The sequence below is a fragment of the Flavobacterium sp. genome (genome assembly GCF_040402895.1).
GTDB lineage: Bacteria > Bacteroidota > Bacteroidia > Flavobacteriales > Flavobacteriaceae > Flavobacterium.
The window spans coordinates 146132-167684 of the sequence record NZ_JBBALR010000001.1; the positions used below are offsets into that span (position 1 = coordinate 146132).

The 21553-nt window shown below is 32.6% G+C and carries 18 protein-coding genes; 4 read left to right on the plus strand and 14 right to left on the minus strand.

What is annotated here, in order from left to right:
• Positions 1-34: 34 nt before the first annotated feature.
• Entirely contained in the window at positions 35-1048 is a 1014-nt protein-coding gene (gene galE / locus ABWP60_RS00785; protein WP_353147125.1) for a UDP-glucose 4-epimerase GalE, read from the plus strand.
• Positions 1049-1094: 46 nt separating this feature from the next.
• On the opposite strand, the gene fabD is transcribed toward galE, so the two are convergent.
• Positions 1095-1967, minus strand: a complete 873-nt coding sequence (gene fabD / locus ABWP60_RS00790) for an ACP S-malonyltransferase (protein WP_353147127.1) — start codon at positions 1965-1967, stop codon at positions 1095-1097.
• A gap of 114 nt (positions 1968-2081) precedes the next feature.
• On the opposite strand from fabD, the gene ABWP60_RS00795 reads away from it, so the two are divergent.
• Positions 2082-3710 (plus strand): hypothetical protein, encoded by a 1629-nt coding sequence (locus ABWP60_RS00795; RefSeq protein WP_353147130.1) that lies wholly within the window; start codon positions 2082-2084, stop codon positions 3708-3710.
• 40 nt (positions 3711-3750) lie between these two features.
• Here ABWP60_RS00795 and ABWP60_RS00800 read toward each other — a convergent pair whose 3' ends face one another.
• From ABWP60_RS00800 to ABWP60_RS00830, 7 genes are all read right to left on the minus strand, one after another.
• Positions 3751-3963, minus strand: coding sequence for a putative antibiotic biosynthesis monooxygenase (locus tag ABWP60_RS00800; protein WP_353147132.1), 213 nt, complete (start codon positions 3961-3963; stop codon positions 3751-3753).
• Complete coding sequence (locus tag ABWP60_RS00805; RefSeq protein WP_353147135.1) at positions 3960-4370, minus strand: AtaL-like protein; 411 nt, start codon at positions 4368-4370, stop codon at positions 3960-3962. Before ABWP60_RS00805 ends, ABWP60_RS00800 begins: the two co-directional genes overlap by 4 nt.
• A gap of 9 nt (positions 4371-4379) precedes the next feature.
• Positions 4380-5096, minus strand: coding sequence for a pirin family protein (locus ABWP60_RS00810; RefSeq protein WP_353147138.1), 717 nt, complete (start codon positions 5094-5096; stop codon positions 4380-4382).
• Between the two features lie 14 nt (positions 5097-5110).
• On the minus strand, positions 5111-6976 hold the full coding sequence (locus ABWP60_RS00815) for a peptidase U32 family protein (protein WP_353147141.1): 1866 nt from the start codon (positions 6974-6976) through the stop codon (positions 5111-5113).
• Between the two features lie 148 nt (positions 6977-7124).
• On the minus strand, positions 7125-8294 hold the full coding sequence (purT, locus tag ABWP60_RS00820; RefSeq protein ID WP_353147144.1) for a formate-dependent phosphoribosylglycinamide formyltransferase: 1170 nt from the start codon (positions 8292-8294) through the stop codon (positions 7125-7127).
• Between the two features lie 198 nt (positions 8295-8492).
• Positions 8493-9680, minus strand: coding sequence for a pyridoxal phosphate-dependent aminotransferase (locus ABWP60_RS00825; protein ID WP_353147147.1), 1188 nt, complete (start codon positions 9678-9680; stop codon positions 8493-8495).
• Between the two features lie 58 nt (positions 9681-9738).
• Positions 9739-10836 (minus strand): fatty acid desaturase family protein, encoded by a 1098-nt coding sequence (locus tag ABWP60_RS00830; protein WP_353147150.1) that lies wholly within the window; start codon positions 10834-10836, stop codon positions 9739-9741.
• Positions 10837-10943: 107 nt separating this feature from the next.
• Here ABWP60_RS00830 and rsmG point away from each other — a divergent pair, with 107 nt between their 5' ends.
• Positions 10944-11573: a 16S rRNA (guanine(527)-N(7))-methyltransferase RsmG gene (gene rsmG / locus ABWP60_RS00835; RefSeq protein WP_353147153.1), complete on the plus strand. Its 630-nt coding sequence runs from the start codon at positions 10944-10946 to the stop codon at positions 11571-11573.
• Positions 11574-11634: 61 nt separating this feature from the next.
• On the opposite strand, the gene ABWP60_RS00840 is transcribed toward rsmG, so the two are convergent.
• From ABWP60_RS00840 to ABWP60_RS00865, 6 genes are all read right to left on the minus strand, one after another.
• Positions 11635-14937: a PA domain-containing protein gene (locus ABWP60_RS00840; RefSeq protein WP_353147156.1), complete on the minus strand. Its 3303-nt coding sequence runs from the start codon at positions 14935-14937 to the stop codon at positions 11635-11637.
• Between the two features lie 89 nt (positions 14938-15026).
• Positions 15027-16370, minus strand: a complete 1344-nt coding sequence (locus ABWP60_RS00845; protein ID WP_353147790.1) for a deoxyguanosinetriphosphate triphosphohydrolase — start codon at positions 16368-16370, stop codon at positions 15027-15029.
• 77 nt (positions 16371-16447) lie between these two features.
• The gene (locus ABWP60_RS00850) at positions 16448-16669 is read right to left on the minus strand and encodes a hypothetical protein (protein WP_353147159.1); all 222 of its coding nucleotides are present in this window, start codon (positions 16667-16669) and stop codon (positions 16448-16450) included.
• A gap of 79 nt (positions 16670-16748) precedes the next feature.
• Positions 16749-19178 (minus strand): ribonucleoside-diphosphate reductase subunit alpha, encoded by a 2430-nt coding sequence (locus tag ABWP60_RS00855; protein ID WP_353147162.1) that lies wholly within the window; start codon positions 19176-19178, stop codon positions 16749-16751.
• A gap of 161 nt (positions 19179-19339) precedes the next feature.
• Positions 19340-20317 carry a ribonucleotide-diphosphate reductase subunit beta gene (locus tag ABWP60_RS00860; RefSeq protein ID WP_353147165.1) on the minus strand — a complete coding sequence of 326 codons (978 nt, stop codon included), beginning with the start codon at positions 20315-20317 and terminating at the stop codon, positions 19340-19342.
• 267 nt (positions 20318-20584) lie between these two features.
• Complete coding sequence (locus ABWP60_RS00865) at positions 20585-21151, minus strand: DUF3109 family protein (protein ID WP_353147167.1); 567 nt, start codon at positions 21149-21151, stop codon at positions 20585-20587.
• A 204-nt stretch (positions 21152-21355) separates the two neighbouring features.
• Between ABWP60_RS00865 and ABWP60_RS00870 the strand changes: the two genes are divergently transcribed.
• Complete coding sequence (locus ABWP60_RS00870) at positions 21356-21550, plus strand: hypothetical protein (protein ID WP_353147169.1); 195 nt, start codon at positions 21356-21358, stop codon at positions 21548-21550.
• Positions 21551-21553 lie beyond the last annotated feature (3 nt).

The window sequence follows — 21553 nt, forward strand, 5'->3', positions numbered from 1 at the left end:
TTAGCTGTTAGCTGTTAGCCATAAGCTAAAAAAAATGAAAATAGTAGTCACTGGAGGATTAGGTTTTATTGGATCTCATACCGTTGTAGAATTGCAGAATGAAGGTTTTGAGGTGATTGCAATTGATAATCTTTCCAATTCTTCTTTGGAAGTTTTAACTGGAATTGAACGAATTACTGGTAAAAAACCAATTTTTGAAAATATCGATTTACGAGAAAAAGCAGCAGTTCAAAAATTTTTTGCAACACATACTGATATTTCTGGAGTAATTCATTTTGCCGCAAGCAAAGCCGTAGGTGAAAGTGTTGAAAATCCGTTATTATATTACGAAAATAATATAAGTGCTTTGATTTATATGTTGCAGGAACTTACTAAATTACCGTCTGCAAATTTCATTTTTAGTTCTTCTTGTACCGTTTACGGTCAAGCCGAAAAAATGCCAATTACAGAAGACGCACCTATTCAAACCGCTCTGTCACCTTACGGAAACACAAAGCAAATTGGTGAAGAAATTATTACTGATACTTCAAGAGTAAGTGCGTTAAATGCTATTTTATTACGTTATTTTAATCCAATTGGCGCACATGAATCGGCTGAAATTGGTGAACTACCTCTAGGTGTACCTCAAAATTTAGTCCCGTTTATTACACAAACTGCTATGGGATTAAGACAAGAGTTATCCGTTTTTGGAAATGATTACCCAACTGTTGATGGAACCGCAGTAAGAGATTATATTCATGTGGTAGATTTGGCAAAAGCCCACGTAATAGCCATGCAGCGTTTGTTAAACAAAAAAAATATGGATTCAGTAGAAATTTTTAATTTAGGGACGGGAAAAGGAAGTTCTGTTTTAGAAGTCATTCAATCTTTTGAAAAAGTTACAGGACAAAAGCTAAATTATAAAATTGTAGGAAGACGAGAAGGAGATATTACAGAAGCTTATGCTAACACGGACAAAGCCAATACTATTTTAGGATGGAAAACAACACTAAATTTAGATGATAGTTTAAAAAGTGCTTGGAAATGGGAACAGAAAATAAGAAGTTAATTTTATATAAAAAAGCTCCGATAATTATCGGAGCTTTTTTTATTCTTTATGCAGAAATAGTTTCTACCTCTTTGTTTATTTTATTTACTAAGCCAACCAATACTTTTCCAGGTCCAACTTCAGTAAAACTCGCGGCCCCATCTGCAATCATTTGATTTACTGATTGTGTCCATTTTACGGGTGCTGTTAATTGAATAATTAAATTTTTCTTAATTTCAGTCGCATCAGAAACCGCGCTTGCAGTCACATTTTGATACACCGGACAAATAGGCGTTGAAAAATGAGTAGCCTCTATCGCAGCAGCTAATTCTTCTCTTGCAGGTTCCATCATTGGTGAATGAAACGCACCTCCAACAGGTAAAATTAAAGCGCGTTTGGCTCCTGCTTCTTTCATTTTTTCACAAGCCAATTCCACAGCATTATATTCGCCAGAAATTACCAATTGCCCTGGACAATTATAATTTGCTGCCACTACAACGCCATCAATTGAAGCGCAAATGTCTTCTACAATTTTATCTTCTAAATTCAAAACTGCAGCCATAGTTGATGGGGTAATTTCACAAGCTTTTTGCATCGCCAATGCTCTTTTAGAAACTAACAAAAGTGCGTCTTCAAAAGATAAAGCACCATTTGCAACTAAAGCCGAAAACTCACCTAATGAATGTCCTGCTACCATTTCTGGTTTAAAATTCTCTAAAGTTTTTGCTAAAATTACTGAATGTAAAAAAACAGCGGGTTGTGTTACTTTTGTTTCTTTTAATTCTTCAGCGGTGCCTTCAAACATAATATCTGTAATTCGGAAACCTAAAATATCATTTGCTTTTTCAAATAATTCTTTTGCTAAAGCGGATGTTTCATATAAATCTTTACCCATACCGGTAAATTGTGCTCCTTGACCAGGAAAAATGTATGCATTCATAATATATTATTTAAAAGTGATTCGTTTTTCTAAATCGTAAAACAAAAATACTTATTTTGTAACAATCTCATCCAATTAATGTCTAATATTTATAAACTCTAAATAAAAATGAAAATGAAAAAATTTTTACCAATAGTATTAGTACTTCTAGTAACGCTTTTCTTTTTTTATATTTCTCTGCCAGTAATAAGTTATGGCTTTTCGGGAATAACTGTTTTATTTATCATAATCGCAGCATTATTATTTTTTACTTTTTCTAAATTCACAATTAGTTCAGATGGAAAAAGTTATAAACCCGTTCAGGTTTTTTGGAAAATTCCAGCCTTATTAGTAGGTATTGCAATTATTTATGCATTTATTTTACCATTTTTCACTTCACACCCCATTTTTAGAAGTGAAGACTATAGAAACTTAATTGGTAAAGTAACAAATGGCGATAAATTAACCAATCATATTGCACCTATTTCTATGAATGAAATTCGAGTTGTAGATGAATCTTTAGCGTATTTATTAGGTGAAAAAATATTAGGAAGTCAAGCTGCTTTAGGAAGTCAAGCCCACTTAGGTGAATTTTACATACAAAAAGTAAACGGAAAATTATTTTGGATTGCTCCATTAGAACATTCTGGATTTTTTAAATGGCTGAACAATAAAAAAGGTACTACTGGATATGTAATGGTTTCTGCAACAAACGAAAGAGATGTGAAATTAGTTCAAGAAGTAAATGGAAAACCAATATTTTTAAAATACCAACAAGAAGCCTATTTTCAAAGCAATTTACATCGCTATTTATATTTTAATGGCTATAGTACAGTTGGTTTGACTGATTTTTCTTTTGAAATTGATGACGCAGGAATGCCTTTTTGGGTGGTTACTAAATACAAAAAACAAGTCGGATTTTCTGGAAATGATGCCACAGGCGTTGTTGTGGTTAATGCACAAAACGGAGAAATAAAGGAATATAATATTAAAAACACTCCTGCTTGGGTAGATAGAATTCAACCGATATCTTTTATTAAAGACCAATTAAATGATTGGGGTGAATATGTAAAAGGGTATTGGAATTTTTCTAATGAAAACAAGCTTCAGATTACAGAAGATTTAACGTTAGTGTATGGAAAAGACAATAAATCATATTGGTATACGGGAATTACTTCCGTAGGAAAAGACGAATCTGCAGTAGGGTTTGTATTAGTGGACACACGAACCAAACATACTACATTTTACAAACAAAGTGGCGCTACTGAAATTGCAGCTCAAAGTTCGGCACAAGGAAAAGTACAAGAAAAAGGATTTGTAGCATCGTTACCTATTCCGTATAATATTAACAACATTCCAACCTATGTAATGACGTTAAAAGACAATGGTGGTTTAGTAAAAATGTATGCCATGGTTTCCATTTCAGATTACACAATAGTTGGAACAGGAAACACCATGCGTGAAGCATTAACAGCTTACAAAACGGCATTTAATTCCTCTGGAAATAAAATAAATTTAGATAGTAAATCGGCTAAAAAAATTATAGAATCTGCTATTGTAAGAATTCAAAATGATGTAAAAAACGGAAATAGTTTTTATTATTTTACAGTTAAAGATTATCCAAATATTTTTGTAGGTTCCTCACAAATATCCAATCAATTACCAATAACAGCAGTTGGAGATTTCGTGAAGATTTCATTTGATATTGATTCTGAAGAAATTATTGATGTTTCGTCATTTGAAAATATTAGCTTAAAGAAATAAAAAAGAAAGGGAAATTTCACTTGAAATTTCCCTTTCTTTTTTATTTATGCAGCCAGTTTCCTAGCAGCTTTCTTAATAAAGGAAGTAAAATAAAAACCATTAACGGAACTAAAATTCCTGTCATTAATAATGTTTTAAAAGGCAAAGGCCAACTTTTTATTATATCTCCAATCAGAAAACTAACTAGAGTAATTGTAGGATAAATGGCTAACCATACGATGATTGCAAACTTCCATTTAGGTGGTTGTTTCATAAGTTTTCTTCTATATATGATTTAGTTTTTTCTACTGCATTTTTCACCAATTCAAAATTATTAATTTCAGTTTGCGTTGTTTTGTCTTTCCAATTTATTGTAAAAGTTATTTCTGTTTCATTTTCCAAAATTGGTTTGATGTCATTATCTACATAGCCTTCAAATTTAGGATGTTCTACTAACAAAAATCTTACTTTATATGGTATAAAAGTAATCTTTTCCGTTAAAGTTGTTGTATTATCTGGCGTGGTAACTGTCATTTTTCTAATAACAAAGTCATCATTTTTTTCTAAAATAAACACATCACTTATACCAGGGACAAAATTTTCTGGATTTTCAATTTTAAGAATTAAATGCTGCCATACTTTTTCTAAAGTAGCCTTTACGGTTGTTGTATATTGAACCATTTATTCTGTTTATTGATCCATTGGAATTTCCATTAATAAAAACTTCGCATCCGTTGTGGCTGTAACTTCCAAATTTTGTAAATTCCAAATTCCAAAACCATCTCTAGTTTCTAATTCCTGACTGTTAACAGAAATTGTTCCTGAAATTACAAACACATACAAGCCATTCCCTGCTTTTTTTATTTCATAAGTTTTAGAAAAACCCGCGTTAAAATCAGCTAAATGAAACCAGGCATCTTGGTAAATCCACACGCCCTCATCCTCTGCATTTGGCGATAAAATTTGTGCAAAATCATTTTTTTGTTTGGCTACATCTAAAGTAATTTGTTGATAGCGTGGTGTTACATTTCTATATTTTGGAAATAACCAAATTTGAAATAATTTCGTTTGTAAATCAGCATTTGGGTTGAACTCACTGTGTTGAATTCCAGTACCCGCACTCATTACTTGCACATCGCCCGTTTTAATAGTAGATTCATTTCCCATACTGTCTTTGTGTGCCAAATCGCCTTCCAATGGAATGGTAATAATTTCCATATTGTCGTGTGGATGCGTGCCAAAACCCATTCCGGCAGCAATAGTATCGTCATTTAAAACTCTTAACATTCCAAATTGTACCCTTTCTGGATGGTACCAACTTGCAAAACTGAAACTATGGTACGCATTTAGCCAACCATGATTAGCATGACCTCTTGTATTTGCTTTATGTAAAACTGTATTTTCCATGTCTATAATTTAGTTTAATCTTCATCCTCAATTTCAAATTCGGCATCTTTTTCCCAAATTTCCATTTCGCAAGGTTTACAATTGAATTTTAGTTTGTATTCTAATTCGCCTTGTTTTAACACCAAAGGTTCTTTTACTTTTTTATCTCGATGTTCTGGATGGTATTTTGGGCAACGCTCTAATTCGTATTTAATACAATATTTAGTAGTCATTACACGCGATTTTCCTGGATCCCATTGCAATTCAAATGCTTTTTCAATTTCAGTTACGCCGTGACGTTCGTAAAATTTTCGAGCCGTTTTATTGGAAACATTATACATAAAATCCAATTTGGTTTCGGGATAAGGATGTGATGTTTTCACCATTTGATGTTCTTTTCGAATATAATTATTTAATCGAATTTCCGATAATTGTTCGAAAACGGTTCTTCGCATTTCGTTAATCTTTGAAATCGGCAAAAACCAATTTTGAGAAAATTCTATCGTAATTTCATCCGCATTATAGGGAGTAAAACCAGTTTTTGCTAAATTAACTTTGAAATTTTCTGCTATAGATTCGTTATTCTTGGTAAGCTCTTTTGGATGTTCTAAAGTAGCCCTACTAATATTTCCATCTTCATCTGTAGCGATTAATTCAAAACCATTTTCGTTTTCTTTAAGTACTAAAGTCGTGCTTATTTTTCTTATCGCACTATCTTCTCTTTCTACAATTTTAATGAAAGCGGCATCGTTATTTCTGTAAATGAAAGTCCCGTCAGCAATTTCTTTTAATACGTTAGGATACACAATACCGTTTTCGGCACGATTTACATAAATACCTTCCGCTTCATTATCAGAATTAATATAACACAATCCATCTCCATTATTTAGTAATTCCCCGTTTTCAATTTCGTAGGAATTACCAACTGTTTTGATTAGTTTTCCAATATATTGTCCTTTCGATTTTGGACTATCCCAAGAGCCAATTGCTTGGTGTCTTTCATTTACAAAATAATCAGTATAGCCACGATTGAAACTTTTGTCTAGTGAAGCATCAAATTGGAAAGTACATTTTCCAGAAGATGCTTTGGTATATTTATCAGTATTTTCAGCTAAAAAAGCATCTAATTTTTGCCGTAAATAGGATACGTTGTTTTTTACATATACAATATCTTTCAAACGGCCTTCAATTTTAAATGACGAAATTCCAGCTGCAACTAAATTTGGTATTTGATTGGAAACATCAAAATCTTTTATAGAAAGCAAGTGACTATTTTTAATTAATGTATCGCCATTTCCATCAATTAAATTATAAGGTAAACGACAATTTTGCGCACAAGAACCTCTATTTGCCGAACGTTCGCCATTGGCTACGCTCATATAGCAATTTCCGCTAAACGAAACACATAAAGCACCCGTAACAAAAAATTCTAATTCTACATCAGAAGCTTCGCTGATTTCTTTAATTTGACTTAAATTTAATTCTCTTGCTAATACCACTCGTTTTATTCCAGCGTCGGCTAAAAATTTAATTTTAGCTGCATCACGATTATTGGCTTGTGTGCTTGCATGAAGAACAATTGGTGGTAATTCCATCTCCATAATGGCCATGTCTTGAATAATCAAGGCATCGACATTTATATGATACAGTTTCCAAATCATTTGACGACATGATTCTAATTCATTATCGTACAAAATTGTATTTATAACTACAAAAACCTGAGCATTAAATAAATGTGCATATTTTACTAATTCGGCAATATCTTCAATAGAATTGGTAGCATTGGATCGGGCACCATACAACGGTGCTCCAATATAAACGGCATCTGCACCTGCATTTATAGCAGCTATTCCTTGTATTAAATCTTTAGCGGGCGCTAAAATTTCAATCTTTTTTTTCATTTATGAAACTTGTATTTTGTGTATATCTGAATGAACAGTTGTTGGCGTTTTTACTTCACATCTTCTGGGACCACATCCTAATCTTCTAGGACCACAAGAGGCTGCAAATAAACAACCAAAAACAAGTACTATTATTTTTTTCATTTTCTTAGGCATTTACTGTTACTAAAGTAGCCATTTTTTTTGCTTTTTCAACAATTTGTTCAATGGGCGTATCTAATTTATCATAATTTAACACCACGCCCATTCTTCTGTAAGGTCGAGAAGTTGGTTTTCCAAACAATCTGAAATCTGTTTTAGGCTGAAACGCTACGTTTTCAATACCTGAAAAAGTGGGATGATCTGAATTTTCTGATGCTAAAATTACTGCACTGGCACCTGCTCTTTCTTGTGTGATTTCATAAATTGGTAAACTTAAAATAGCACGTAAGTGCAATTCAAATTCGTTAAAATTTTGCGTATTAGCTAAGGTTACCATTCCGGTATCATGAGGTCTTGGTGATAATTCTGAAAAATATACCCCTTCATTTGTTAAGAAGAATTCTACTCCAAAAAGCCCTGCACCACCTAAGGCTTCAGTAACCTTTTTTGCCATTTCTTGTGCTTCTAAAATAGTAACTTCTGAAACTCGGGCTGGTTGCCAACTTTCTTGATAATCACCTCGCTCTTGACGGTGGCCAATTGGCGCGCAAAAAAGAGTGGGCAAATTATTATTTTGAGTTACCGTTAAAAGCGTTATTTCCGAATGAAAATTTACGAATGCCTCTACAATAACTTCTACAATATCGCCACGTGAACCTTCTACTGCATAGTTCCAAGCTTTTTCAATATCATCATTTGATTTTATAGTAGATTGTCCTTTTCCAGATGAACTCATTAATGGTTTTACTACACAGGGCATTCCTACTTCGGCAACTGACTTTTGTAATGCTTCATATGAAGTAGCATAACGATAATTAGCCGTTTTTAAACCTAACTCTTTAGCCGCTAAATCGCGAATGGCTTTTCTATTCATAGTGAAATTAGCCGCTTTTGCGGATGGCACGACGGTAATTCCTTGTTTTTCATAGTCATAAAAACGCTCCGTACGAATAGCTTCTATTTCGGGTACAATAAAATCAGGTTGATGCTTAGCTACAATTCTGTCTAACTCAGCGCCGTCAAGCATATTGATTACCTCAAAACCGTGTGCGACTTGCATTGCGGGTGCATTTTCATAGCTGTCTACAGCAATTACGGTTTGTCCGATTCGTTGTGCGGCAATTACAAATTCTTTTCCTAATTCACCAGAACCTAATAATAGTATTTTTTTTTTCATTTTGGATTATGTTTTGAAAACGGATATGCGTTAGAGAATACAGTGAAAATCCTATTATTTATAATAAAATATTAAAACGGAAAGCCCAACCTGTAGGGGATTATTCAAAAAATTAAAAAACCATTAAGCCATTAAGTCTGATTAAGTTTTTTCTTAACTATCTTAATTTCTTAATGGCTCATTTCGTTTTTAATAATATTAAACTAAAGCTTCTTTGATTCTTTTTAGGGCTTCAATTAGTAGTTCTTCGCTTGTTGCGTAGGATAAACGCAAGCAATTTGGACTTCCAAAAGCATCGCCGGTAACAGTAGCAACATTGGCTTCTGCTAATAAATACATAGCGAAATCTGTAGCATCTTTAATTTCTGTTCCTCTTACTGTTTTTCCAAAATAAGCTGATACATCTGGGAACACATAAAATGCACCATCTGGGTTAGTTAATTTAAACCCTGGGATTTCTTTCATTAATCCGAAAACTAAATCGCGGCGTTTATGAAAAGCATCAACCATATATTTTATTTGAGAAGGATTTACTTGTAAAGCCGCAATAGTTGCTCGTTGTGCAATGGAATTGGCGCCACTTGTTACTTGTCCTTGTATTTTTGTACAGGCTTTTGCAATGAATTCTGGAGCACCGATATAACCTATTCTCCATCCTGTCATAGCAAATGCTTTGGCCACACCATTTACAGTAATGGTATTGTTTTCCATGCCTTCAATTGAACCAATTGAACAATATTCATGAGTATAATTTATATGTTCGTATATTTCATCTGAAACCACGTAAATGTTTGGATATTTTTTTAAAACGGTAACTAAAGCAGTTAGTTCTTGTTTGTTATATACTGAACCTGAAGGATTACATGGAGAACTGAACCACATCATTTTTGTTTTTGGTGTGATGGCAGCTTCTAATTGTTCTGGTGTGATTTTAAAATTTGTTTCCACTGAAGTTGGTACTTCAACTGGAATTCCTCCAGAAAGTTTGATGATTTCAAAGTAAGAAACCCAAAAAGGCGCTGGAAGAATTACTTCATCACCATCGTTAAGCATAACTTGAGCGATATTGTATAAGGATTGTTTGGCACCTGTTGAAACAACAACTTGATTTGGCGTATAGTTAAGATTATTATCTCTCTTAAATTTTGTACAAATAGCTTCTTTCAATTCTAAATATCCATCTACAGGCGAGTAGGTAGAATAATTTTCATCAATAGCTTGCTTGGCTGCTTCTTTAATGAAATCAGGCGTATTGAAATCTGGTTCACCTAAACTTAAGCTAATAATGTCTTTTCCTTGTTGTTTTAATTCTCTTGCCAATGCGGCCATTGCTAAAGTTTGCGATACCGCAAGATTGTTAATTCTTTCAGATAAAATGTGATTCATGTTGATTTGTTAAATGTACTATAAATGAAGAAACGCGATAAATCGCGTCTCAGTTTTCTTATGTTAATTGAGGTTGTTGCCCTAATTCTTTTAAGTGTTTGAAATGTGCAATTACAGCACTTCTCATGGTTTGATATTCGAAATAAGGTAAATCGCATTCGGCAGCAGTTTGTTTTACAAATTCTGCAATTTTTCCATAGTGAATGTGACTAATATTCGGAAATATATGGTGTTCGATTTGATGATTTAATCCACCAGTATACCAATTTACTATCCAGTTTTTTGGGGCAAAATTTACGGTAGTTAACAATTGGTGTATGGCCCAAGTATTTTCGATTTCGCCTTCTTCGTTTGGATGAGGGTTAATGGTATCATCAGTAATATGTGCTAATTGAAAAACAACACTTAAAATAATACCTGCAGTATAATGCATGATGAAAAATCCAATTAAAATCACCCACCAACTTGCAACTCCAAAAACTAAAGGTAATACAATCCAAAAACTAAAATAAACTATCTTTGAGATTACTAAACCGGTCCAAAGTGTTTTTGGATTAGGTGTATTTCCATAAGATAATTTTCTTTTTAAATAGCCGGCCATCTGTTTAAAATCGGTAGTTAAACACCAGTTTATAGTAAGCAACCCATATAAAAATATAGAATAATAATGTTGAAAAGCGTGAAATTTATACCAAGTAGCTTCTTTAGTAAAACGGATCACCCTTCCTGCATCTAAATCTTCGTCATGACCAGGAATATTGGTGTAGGTGTGATGTAAAACATTGTGTTGCACTTGCCAATTATACACATTTCCAGCTAAAATATAGATACTTCCACCCATAATTTTATTTAGCCAATTTTTAGAAGAATACGAACCATGATTTCCATCGTGCATAACATTCATTCCAACACCGGCCATACCGATACCAATGATCACAGAGGCAAAAAGATAAGCTAAAACAGGAATGTCAATGAAAAATATTACAAAAAATGGTATGAAAAACAAACCGAACATAATGCCCGCTTTTAAATGTAACTTCCAATTCCCCGTTTTATTGATGTTGTGTTCTTTAAAGTAGTCATTAACTCTTTTATTTAGTATTTTAAAAAATTGATTTTTATCTGTTCTTGAAAAAGTTGGTGTTTGCATTTTCATTAAAATATTTAATATTAATTTACAAATGTACTACTATTTCTCGAAAAATTAATATGATAAATATCATATCATTTAAAAATTGTATTTTTGCAAATAAAAACAATAATTTGGAACTGATATTAAAATATTTCCCCGATTTAACGCCTATACAGCTTGAACAATTCACAAAATTATACGATTTGTATACTAATTGGAATTCTAAAATTAATGTGATTTCCAGAAAAGACATAGACGAACTTTATTCTAGACATGTTTTGCATTCTTTAGGTATTGCAAAAGTAATCCAATTTCAACCTGGTGCTAAAATTTTAGATGTTGGAACTGGCGGTGGTTTTCCTGGAATTCCTTTGGCTATTTTATTTCCTGAAGCACAATTTTATTTGATAGATATTATTGCCAAAAAAATAAAAGTGGTTCAAGAAGTGGCAAATGGCTTGGGTTTAAAAAATGTTAAAGCCGAGCAAAAAAGAGCCGAATTAGTAAAAGAAGAATTTGATTTTATTGTAAGCCGTGCCGTTACTAACATGCCAGATTTTGTAAAATGGACAAAAGATAAAACAATGAAAAATTCGAATCACGAAATAAAAAATGGAATTTTATATTTAAAAGGGGGTGATTTAACGGAAGAATTAGCCGCATATAAAACCGTTCAACTGCATAATTTATCCGATTTTTTTACTGAAGATTTTTTTGAAACTAAAAAAGTAGTGTATTTACCGTTAAAGTATAAATCATAATTATATAAAAAAAAGCCTGTCTTTGTAGACAGGCTTTTTTTTATGTAAGCTTATAAATTTTTTATTCTAAAATAATTTTTTCAGAATAATTTAAATCTTCACCTATTAACTTCAAGAAATAAATTCCTGATGAAAATGAAGAAAGATCTAGTTCTTTAGATCGGTTAAAGTTATTAATGTATTTATTGAATACTTCTCTACCGTTAACATCCATAATTTTTACTAAAATATCCCCAGAAAAATCTTTAATATTTATGTTCAAATTATCTTTTACTGGATTTGGATATATAGAAACATTTTTATTATTGATGAATGTTTCATTGTTAAGTACCGTATTTGTAAATGTTCCAGAGAAAACGCCTCTACCGTATGTTGCAGCAAAAACTACATTATCATTTCTCAAATCTAAATCAGTAACTTTCACATTACGCATTCCATTATAAGATTGATACCAAGTTGGTGATGCTGCATTAAAATTATTTGTAAACCACACTCCTAAATCCGAACCTACAATCACTTCTGTAGTAGGTAATAATGGATTTTGAAGAATACATCTTACAGGAATGTCAGGAAAATTCCCTTCTTTGTTTACCCAAGTTGGTGTTGCTGATGTACCATTAGATGTATACCAAATACTAGTGACATTATAGTTACTCATGGTTACAAAAATTTCATCATTTGAAGTACCGTATTCAATATCTGATATTGTTCCTACAAAAGCTGATGATGAAATATCAGTCCAAGTTGGAGTGGTATTGGCATTGGTGAGTCTTAAAACTTTTCCGTTTCTAGTACCAACAAGTAATGTAGTTGAGCCAGTTGTATATTTAGAGACGGCGAAAGCAGAAGGTGAATTTGTAAGCAGTGGATTTGTTAAAATAGTTTTTACTACAGTACCAGTTAACCCAACATTTGTATATCTTCTAATTTGATAGGTTGTTCCAGTGGTGTAATCGGAAAATAATACATCTAGATTTGAATCTAAAACCATTGGACAAATAAATGCGCCATTAGTTGTAGATTCACTATTTATTACTTTTACAGCTCCATCTGTAGTTCTTCTATTTATACTACGATTATAAACATAATTTGAAATAAAATATTTATTTGCACCTTGATCAAACATTGTAAATGCTCCGTCACCACCTTGAGCTGTAATACTAGAATTGAGACCAGAAGCTACAGAAGAAAAATATTGTGTACCATTATCTTGTGCGCCTGCAGCAAAATAATCATTAAATAAATTCCCTCCTGTTGCACCTACAGGTGCTACACCCACACTATAAAATTGGGTTACATTAAAGCCGTTATTTCTTGAAGTTGTTAAGTAACCCCCATCTGAAGAATAGTATACCCCGCCATCATTACCAAATACTATTTTAGTATTACCTGAAGGGCCATTTCCAAATGCTAATCCATGTTGATCTGCATGTACATCTTGGTAACCAAAACCTCCATACCAATGAGAAAGTTGTAAATAAGAAGTACCTCCATTTGTTGACTTAAACAAATCTATACCTCCTAGATATAGCACTTCATCATTTACAGGGTCAGCAGCAATTAATAAATCGTAAAAAGCTTGTCCTCTAGTGAAATCTGAAGCAGGTATTCCAGTGTCGGCATCTATAGGTAATGGTAAATTAGTAGAAGTTGTAAAACTATTAAGTGTTTTAACTATAACAACAGAATTTGGTATTTCAGTTAAAACATATACCTTATCAGGGTTTGTTTTAGAGACAGCAATTTGAGTTCTTTCTCCCGATGTGATGCTATGTTTTTGTTGAAAGGTAATTCCATCTGAAGAAGAAAAAATTCTACCGCCTCCCTCTCCATACAATGAATTATTTGTTGAGGACAACCATATTTTGCCCCCGGAAGTAATTTCTATATCATTTGGAGCTGTTTTACTTCCATTGCTTGTAGGAGGTAAAGCAACTTCTGTCCAAGTAACACCATGATTCGAAGACTTATATAAACCATATTCGTTACCCCCTAAAAGTGCACCAGCAGTTGGAGTTGAAGCTGCAGCTACATATATTTCCGAAATCCCTGCATTATTTCTAATCGCTACATCATTAATATGTTGAATACCTGGAACAAAATTTGCAGTAAGAATAGAAGAATTTAATGGGTTTAAAGTAACATTTACAGGCCCATTCTCAAGCGCTGTAATTAATGAATTGCCATCTAATTGTGAAATTGCAACTGAGGGAATAGTAACTGTTCCAAAAGTATCTACACCACCCATTGCTGCTGGAATTCCTGATACATTATTGATGACAATTACAGCTATAGCACCCGCATTAACAGCACTAGTACATTTTTGAATAAACGGGCAAGTTCCTCTTTTTATCAATGCAATTTTACCATTTACGGCTGCGGCATTTATAAACGGCCCACAACCTTCATTAGGCAGCATAGTGCCGTCATCCACCAAAACAATATTAGAAGTTATAGCTGTTGTAATAGGCGCACCAAAATCAGTTGTCTCAATAGCAGAAAATGAACTTAGTGCTGGAGAATTTACAGTAACAGATGAACCTGATTGAAAATAAGTAGCTCCCGAAACACCTCCGAGTACTTTTACCCAATTATTTCCGCCATTTGTTGATTTCCATAATCCATCTCCAGTAACATCGCCTCCAACATATGATTCTCCAGTACCCGCATAAAAAATACTTGGATTGTTTGGATCAACAGCAATACAAGTTACATTTAAATTATCTGGAATATTTACACGTGTCCAAATAGAATTTTCATTAGAAATATTTGTGTTCTTCCAGATTCCTCCACTTACACCACCAGCATAAACGGTTTCATTTGTAACATCATTTGGATCAAAAATAACAGCTCTAGTTCTGCCACCTACATTTGTAGGGCCACGTTCAATCCAGCTATTATCAATTCCATCTCCAGGAGTTCTTAAAGCTGTTAAATCTTCATTTCGTTGTCTTTCAAGTTCTTGTCTTAATATTTCAAGTTTCTCAGGAGTAGGTCTTCCAATTGTTGGATCCATTGTTGCTTCCCAATCGCTTTCGTAATATTTATTTGGTGGAAGACCTAAAGCTTGTCTTTCAATTTTAGATTTTTTTAAAGTTTCTTTGTATGGACTTTCAGACAAATAACATTCATGTAAAGATCTTAATTCATCGAATTTAGAAATTGGCTTTACTGAAACTAGCTTTAAATACTCAACTGAGTTTGACTTAGCTTTCGGTATAATTGGATTAGGTATTGATGTATTAAATACGGTATTTTCTTTAGTTAATACTTTATTTACTTTTGATTTAATCAATTTTGATTCAGTACAACTGATAAAATTAAATAAAGAAATTCCAACAACTAGAAGTAAGTTCTTTTTCATAAACAGTTTGGGTTATAAAATAAAACTCAAAATTAATCTATAAATGAATAAAACACAAAAAAATTAATATTCTTTTTTATTTTGTTCAATTATATTTTAGCTGCATTGATAATTTTATAAATTTCAATCGCTTTTCCGTCTGTTAATAATGAAACAAACTGACAAATATTTAATAATTTATCGTACATCGTTTCTTTATTTACTTTGTATTTTTCGGGAAGAATATTCATGATTAATTTATCAAAATTAGTACCTGAATTAGATGACGTGTTAATATAAGCTTGAATAAAAACATCTAAAAGCGTATGGATAACTTTATACCCAATGATTTCTTTTTCAATTACTTCCTTGGATTGGTAAATGTTTTTCACACTAATATTAATAATATCTGAAATTTGTGCTTTGTATTGACTTTTTTCCAGTAAAGAAACTGAAAAGGATCCTTTTAATATTTCTGATTCATTTTCCATAAATATAGAAACCGCGTCATTTATTAAGCTACCAATAGCTAAAGCACGTAGATAACTAATTCGGTCTTCTTTGGTTTTTAATTCATTATATTTTTTAGAATCGATAGATTTTTGAACCAATTTTATTAAATATTCTAACGCAAAATCTTCATTAATTAAACCGAGTTTTATGCCATCTTCAAAATCAATAATGGTGTAACAAATATCATCTGCTGCTTCCACTAAAAAGGCTAAAGGATGACGAAAATAGCCCACGTTTGGATTAGATTTGTTTGAAATCAAACCCAACTCGGAAGCTACTTCTTGAAAGAATTGTTTGTCTTGTTGAAAAAATCCGTACTTTTTATCACAAATGTTTGAAGTTGGCTTTTTTGGTAAACTTTCTTTGGGATATTTCATAAATGTTCCCAAAGTCGCATACGACAATCGCAAAGCACCTTCCACACCTTCTCTACTTGATGTTAAAATAGAAAAACCATTTGCATTTCCTTCAAAATCAACAATGTCTTGCCACTCTTTTTCAGTTAGATCCGACTTGTATTTCTGCCCACTTCCTGTAGAAAAATATTCTCCAATTGCTTTTTCACCTGAATGGCCAAAAGGAGGATTTCCAATGTCATGCGACAAACAAGCTGCCGCAACAATCGCACCAAAATCATTTAATTGATACCCATGAATTTCTTGCAAATGCGGGTATTTTTCCAACACTTTTTTACCTACTAATCTTCCAATTGAACGACCCACTACCGAAACTTCCAAACTATGCGTCAATCGCGTATGCACAAAATCTGTTTTTGAAAGCGGAATTACTTGCGTTTTATCTTGAAGCAAACGGAATTCGGAAGAAAATATAATTCTATCGTAATCTACTTCAAAACCCAAACGGGTGTCGTCTTGTTCTTTTCGTAGTCTTTTACTCGTGTCGCCTTGTCGTTTTAAAGACAAAAGTTGTTCCCACTTCATCATTGTAATCGGTTTTTAGAAATACGAAGATAGGAATTTAGAAATAAAAAAATCCTTCATAATGAAGGATTTTAATTTTACTCTTTTAAATTAGATAAGAAAAACAAACTTGATTTTTTTGGATACTTATCGTAACTTTTATCGCTTGGATTTTCAATAACGGTTTTCAGATTTACCTCATCGCCAATTTTAAACTTTGAAACCACTAATTTATAATCTAACAGATACGGACCGCAGAAAAAATTCCCGTCGGCATCTTGTTCAATTAATCCTGTATAAACTCCTTTTTCCTTTGCCATGATTTTTTTTTCAAAGGTATAAAAAAACAGGCATTAAAAATAATACCTGTTTTGAATGCTATTTAAATTTATTCTTAATCTAAGAACCACACATTTCGCAATCGTCTGGGCCAGCATTTTTGGCTAGTTCAATCATTGCTCTGTATTCTTCCGCAGACATGGTTTCATTTACTGGCTCTACAGCTGCTTCCACTACTTCCAATTGTTCTTTTGGTTGAATATTTTGGATAGGTTCTGCTTTTTTATCGTTATTTAATGTAAACTTAATCGCATCAACTGCCGCTTTTGTACGTAAATAATACATTCCTGTTTTTAATCCCGATTGCCAAGCGTAAAAATGCATGGATGTTAATTTTGCATAATTTGCATTTTGCATAAATAAGTTTAACGATTGTGACTGGTCTACGAAATACCCACGGTGACGCGACATGTCAATAATATCTTTCATAGACATTTCCCAAACCGTTTTGTATAATTCTTTTAAGTCTTGTGGAATATTTAAATTTTGAACGGATCCGTTTTCACGCATTAATTCTTGTTTTAAATCTTCTGTCCATAATCCTAATTTTACCAAGTCTTCTAGTAAGTGTTTGTTTACTACTATAAACTCTCCAGACAACACTCTACGAGTGTAAATGTTTGAAGTATACGGTTCAAATGCTTCGTTATTTCCTAAAATTTGTGAAGTCGATGCTGTAGGCATTGGTGCTACTAATAAGGAGTTACGCACTCCAAATTCCATTACTTCTTTCCTTAAACTTGCCCAATCCCAACGACCAGATAAATCGGAATCTTGAATTCCCCATAGGTTATATTGAAACTCTCCTTGAGAAATTGGAGAACCTTCAAAACTAGAATAAGGACCTTCTTCTTTCGCCATTTCCATTGAAGCAGTTACTGCTGCAAAATACATGGTTTCAAAAATTTCTTGATTTAATTTTTTGGCTTCATCACTTGTAAATGGTAATCGCAACATGATAAACGCATCCGCTAAACCTTGCACCCCTAATCCAATTGGTCGGTGACGTTTGTTAGAATTTTCTCCTTCAATTACTGGATAATAATTTCTATCAATTACTTTATTTAAGTTTTTAGTTACACGTTTAGTAACAGTGTAAAATAAATCGTGGTTAAAGGCTCCATTTTCAACAAACATCGGTAGTGAAAGCGAGGCTAAATTACAAACTGCAATTTCATCCTTTGATGTATATTCCATAATTTCGGTACATAAATTCGAAGAACGAATGGTACCTAAATTTTTCTGATTTGATTTTCTGTTGGCTGCGTCTTTATACAACATATATGGCGTTCCAGTTTCAATTTGCGATTCTAGAATTTTTTCCCATAATTCATGTGCTTTGATGGTTTTTCTACCTTTTCCTGCTGCTTCATACGAAGTATAAAGTGCTTCAAATTCTTCACCATGGACATCATATAAACCTGGACATTCATTTGGACACATTAACGTCCATAATCCATCATCTTGCACACGTTTCATGAACAAATCTGATGTCCACATTGCAAAGAATAAATCACGGGCACGCATTTCTTCTTTACCAGTATTCTTTTTCAAATCTAAGAAATCGAAAATATCAGCATGCCAAGTTTCAATATAAATGGCAAAACTTCCTTTACGTTTTCCACCACCTTGATCTACGTAACGCGCCGTATCATTAAACACACGCAACATAGGAACAATACCGTTAGAAGTACCGTTAGTGCCACGAATGTAAGAACCTGTAGCACGAACATTGTGTATAGATAATCCAATTCCACCCGCTGATTGTGAAATTTTAGCCGTTTGTTTTAAGGTGTCGTAAATACCATCGATACTATCGTCTTGCATGGCTAAAAGGAAACAAGATGACATTTGAGGTTTTGGTGTACCCGCATTAAATAATGTTGGTGTAGCGTGTGTGAAGAATTTTTTCGACATTAAGTCGTACGTTTCCAACACAGCAGGCAAATCGTTTAAGTGAATTCCAACAGAAACACGCATTAACATGTGTTGTGGACGCTCTACAATTTTTCCGTTAATTTTTAATAAATACGAACGTTCCAAAGTTTTAAATCCGAAATAATCGTAATTAAAATCTCTGTTATATATGATATGAGAATTTAAAAATTCTGCGTTTTCTTGAATTACTTTGTGTACTTCTTCTGATAAAAGAGGTGCTGCTTGATTGGTTCTTGGATTTACATAATGATACATTTCATTCATCGTTTCCGAGAAGGACTTGTTGGTATTTTTATGTAAATTAGAAATGGCAATACGAGCGGCCAATTGTGCGTAATCAGGGTGAGCAATGGTCATGGAAGCGGCCGTTTCAGCTGCTAAGTTATCTAATTCGGAAGTAGTTACTCCATCATACAATCCTTCAATAACTCGCATAGCTACTTTTACAGCATCTACTAAATCATTTAAACCATAACACAGTTTTTTAATTCTGTCTGTGATTTTGTCAAAACTTACTGGCTCTTTATGGCCATCTCTTTTAATTACGTACATAGTTTTTGTTTTTTTGAAACAGCAAATCCCTTTACTGATTCGGGTTATTTGTAATACTTATTTTTTTGCCAGTAAGTAAGGCTTGCCGTTTATATTAATGGCTTACGTTTAGAAAAAGTAAATAGCAGAATTTGGGGAAACCTGTTTTATGCGTTTTTCTATTAAAAATCAGCGTCAAAAGTAATTTTTTGTGCTTCAGTATCGGTATTCATCACACCTGCTTTTTGGTATTCGGCTACTTTTTTCTCAAAGAAATTGGTTTTTCCTTGTAACGAAATCATATCCATAAAATCAAATGGATTTGAAGTATTGTATTCTCTATCGCATCCTAATTCTACTAACAATCTATCGGCTACAAATTCTAAGTATTGTGTCATTAATCCGGCATTCATTCCAATTAATGAAACAGGCAACGATTCTGTAATAAATTCTCTCTCGATATTTAACGCATCTACAATAATGGTTCGGATACGATCTTTTGAAACTTTATTTACTAAATGATGATTGTGCAAGTGTACAGCAAAATCGCAATGTACCCCTTCGTCACGTGAAATTAATTCGTTAGAAAAGGTTAAACCTGGCATTAATCCGCGTTTTTTCAACCAATAAATAGAACAAAATGCTCCCGAAAAGAAAATTCCTTCTACGGCTGCAAACGCGATTAATCGTTCTGCAAAAGAATCTGATTCAATCCACTTCAATGCCCAATCTGCTTTTTTCTTAATGGCAGGAAACACATCTAATGCATTAAATAATTCATTTTTCTCAGCTTCATCTTTTACATACGTATCAATTAAAAGCGAATAGGTTTCAGAATGGATATTTTCCATCATAATTTGAAAACCATAGAAAAATTTAGCCTCCGCATATTGCACTTCATTTACGAAATTTTCAGCTAAGTTTTCATTTACAATTCCGTCTGATGCCGCAAAAAAAGCTAAAATGTGTTTGATGAAGTATTTTTCATCAGCAGACAACTTATTATTCCAATCATTTAAATCTTGAGACAAATCAATTTCTTCAGCTGTCCAAAAACTAGCTTCCATTTTTTTATACCATTCCCAAATATCATGGTGTTTGATTGGGAAAATAACAAATCTGTTTTTGTTTTCTTGTAAAATTGGTTCAACGACTGACATAAGTACCTGATTTAATATTTTTTATTAGTTGATTTCTTATTGTTTTTTGACTTTACAAATTTGAACAAATCAATTGAATAATAAAAGTCAAACTTATTCACAATTTGCCTAAGTTTTTAACAATCATACCTAATTGTAAAATTAAAAATATTTTTATAAACCATTGATTTTCAAAACATTAAACAACGTTAAACAAAATAAAAAAATCGTGTTAACTAGTTGAAAACACAACTCCTTACACGATTTTCAAGGCATATTTTTTCTAGGCTATTTTTTTAAATCCTCAGCAACTTTTTCTAATTCTTCATACCATTTTATTCCAAATTTTCTTACCAACGCTTCCTTTACAAATTTATATACCGGAACTTGTAATTCAGCTCCTAATGAACAGGCGTCAGAACAAATATGCCATTTATGATAATTAACCGCTGAAAAATCGGAATATTCCTTTACTCGTACAGGATATAAGTGACACGAAACTGGTTTTTTCCAACTTACTTCTCCTTGATTATACGCTTGTTCAATTCCACAAAGTGCTGTTTTATTATCAAAAATTACATACGCACAGTCTTTACCATCAATTAATGTAGTTTCTAATTCGCCATCCGTACCAATTACATGTGTACCTTGTGCTTCAATGGCTGCAATACCTTCTTTTCTTAAAAATGGTTTTACTTTTGGATAGATATCCGCCAATATCTGAGTTTCTTCAACAGACAATGGAGCACCAGCATCTCCGTCTACGCAACAAGCCCCCTTGCAAGCAGATAAATTACAAACGAAGTCTTTTTCCAAAATTTCTTCAGAAACAATGGTTTTTTGAAGTTGAAACATACATTTTTATTTAAAGTGTAAAGATAGTAAATAATTACAGTAAATTTCATTTTGAAATCGAACCTATTGATCATATTCCGTATATTTGCAAAAAAAATTATGATTGACTGGAAAGAAGTTTTCGGCTTAATATTATTAGCCATTTCAGTCAAATTATTTGCCGCTAACGTAAAAGGATTATTTATATTAATTTAAAAATGAAAAATGAAGATATTTAGTTACATTATTATCGCATTATCAGTAATCACAATTATTTTTAATGCTACAAAAATTGATTTTGAAAAACCATTTGAAGGAGAAAGTACAATTGCTTTAATTGGAATTATTGCTTCATTTTGTGCTATCCTTATAGTAACACTTTTTAGAGTTGCAAAAAAAGTAGTAGAACAAACAAAATAACAT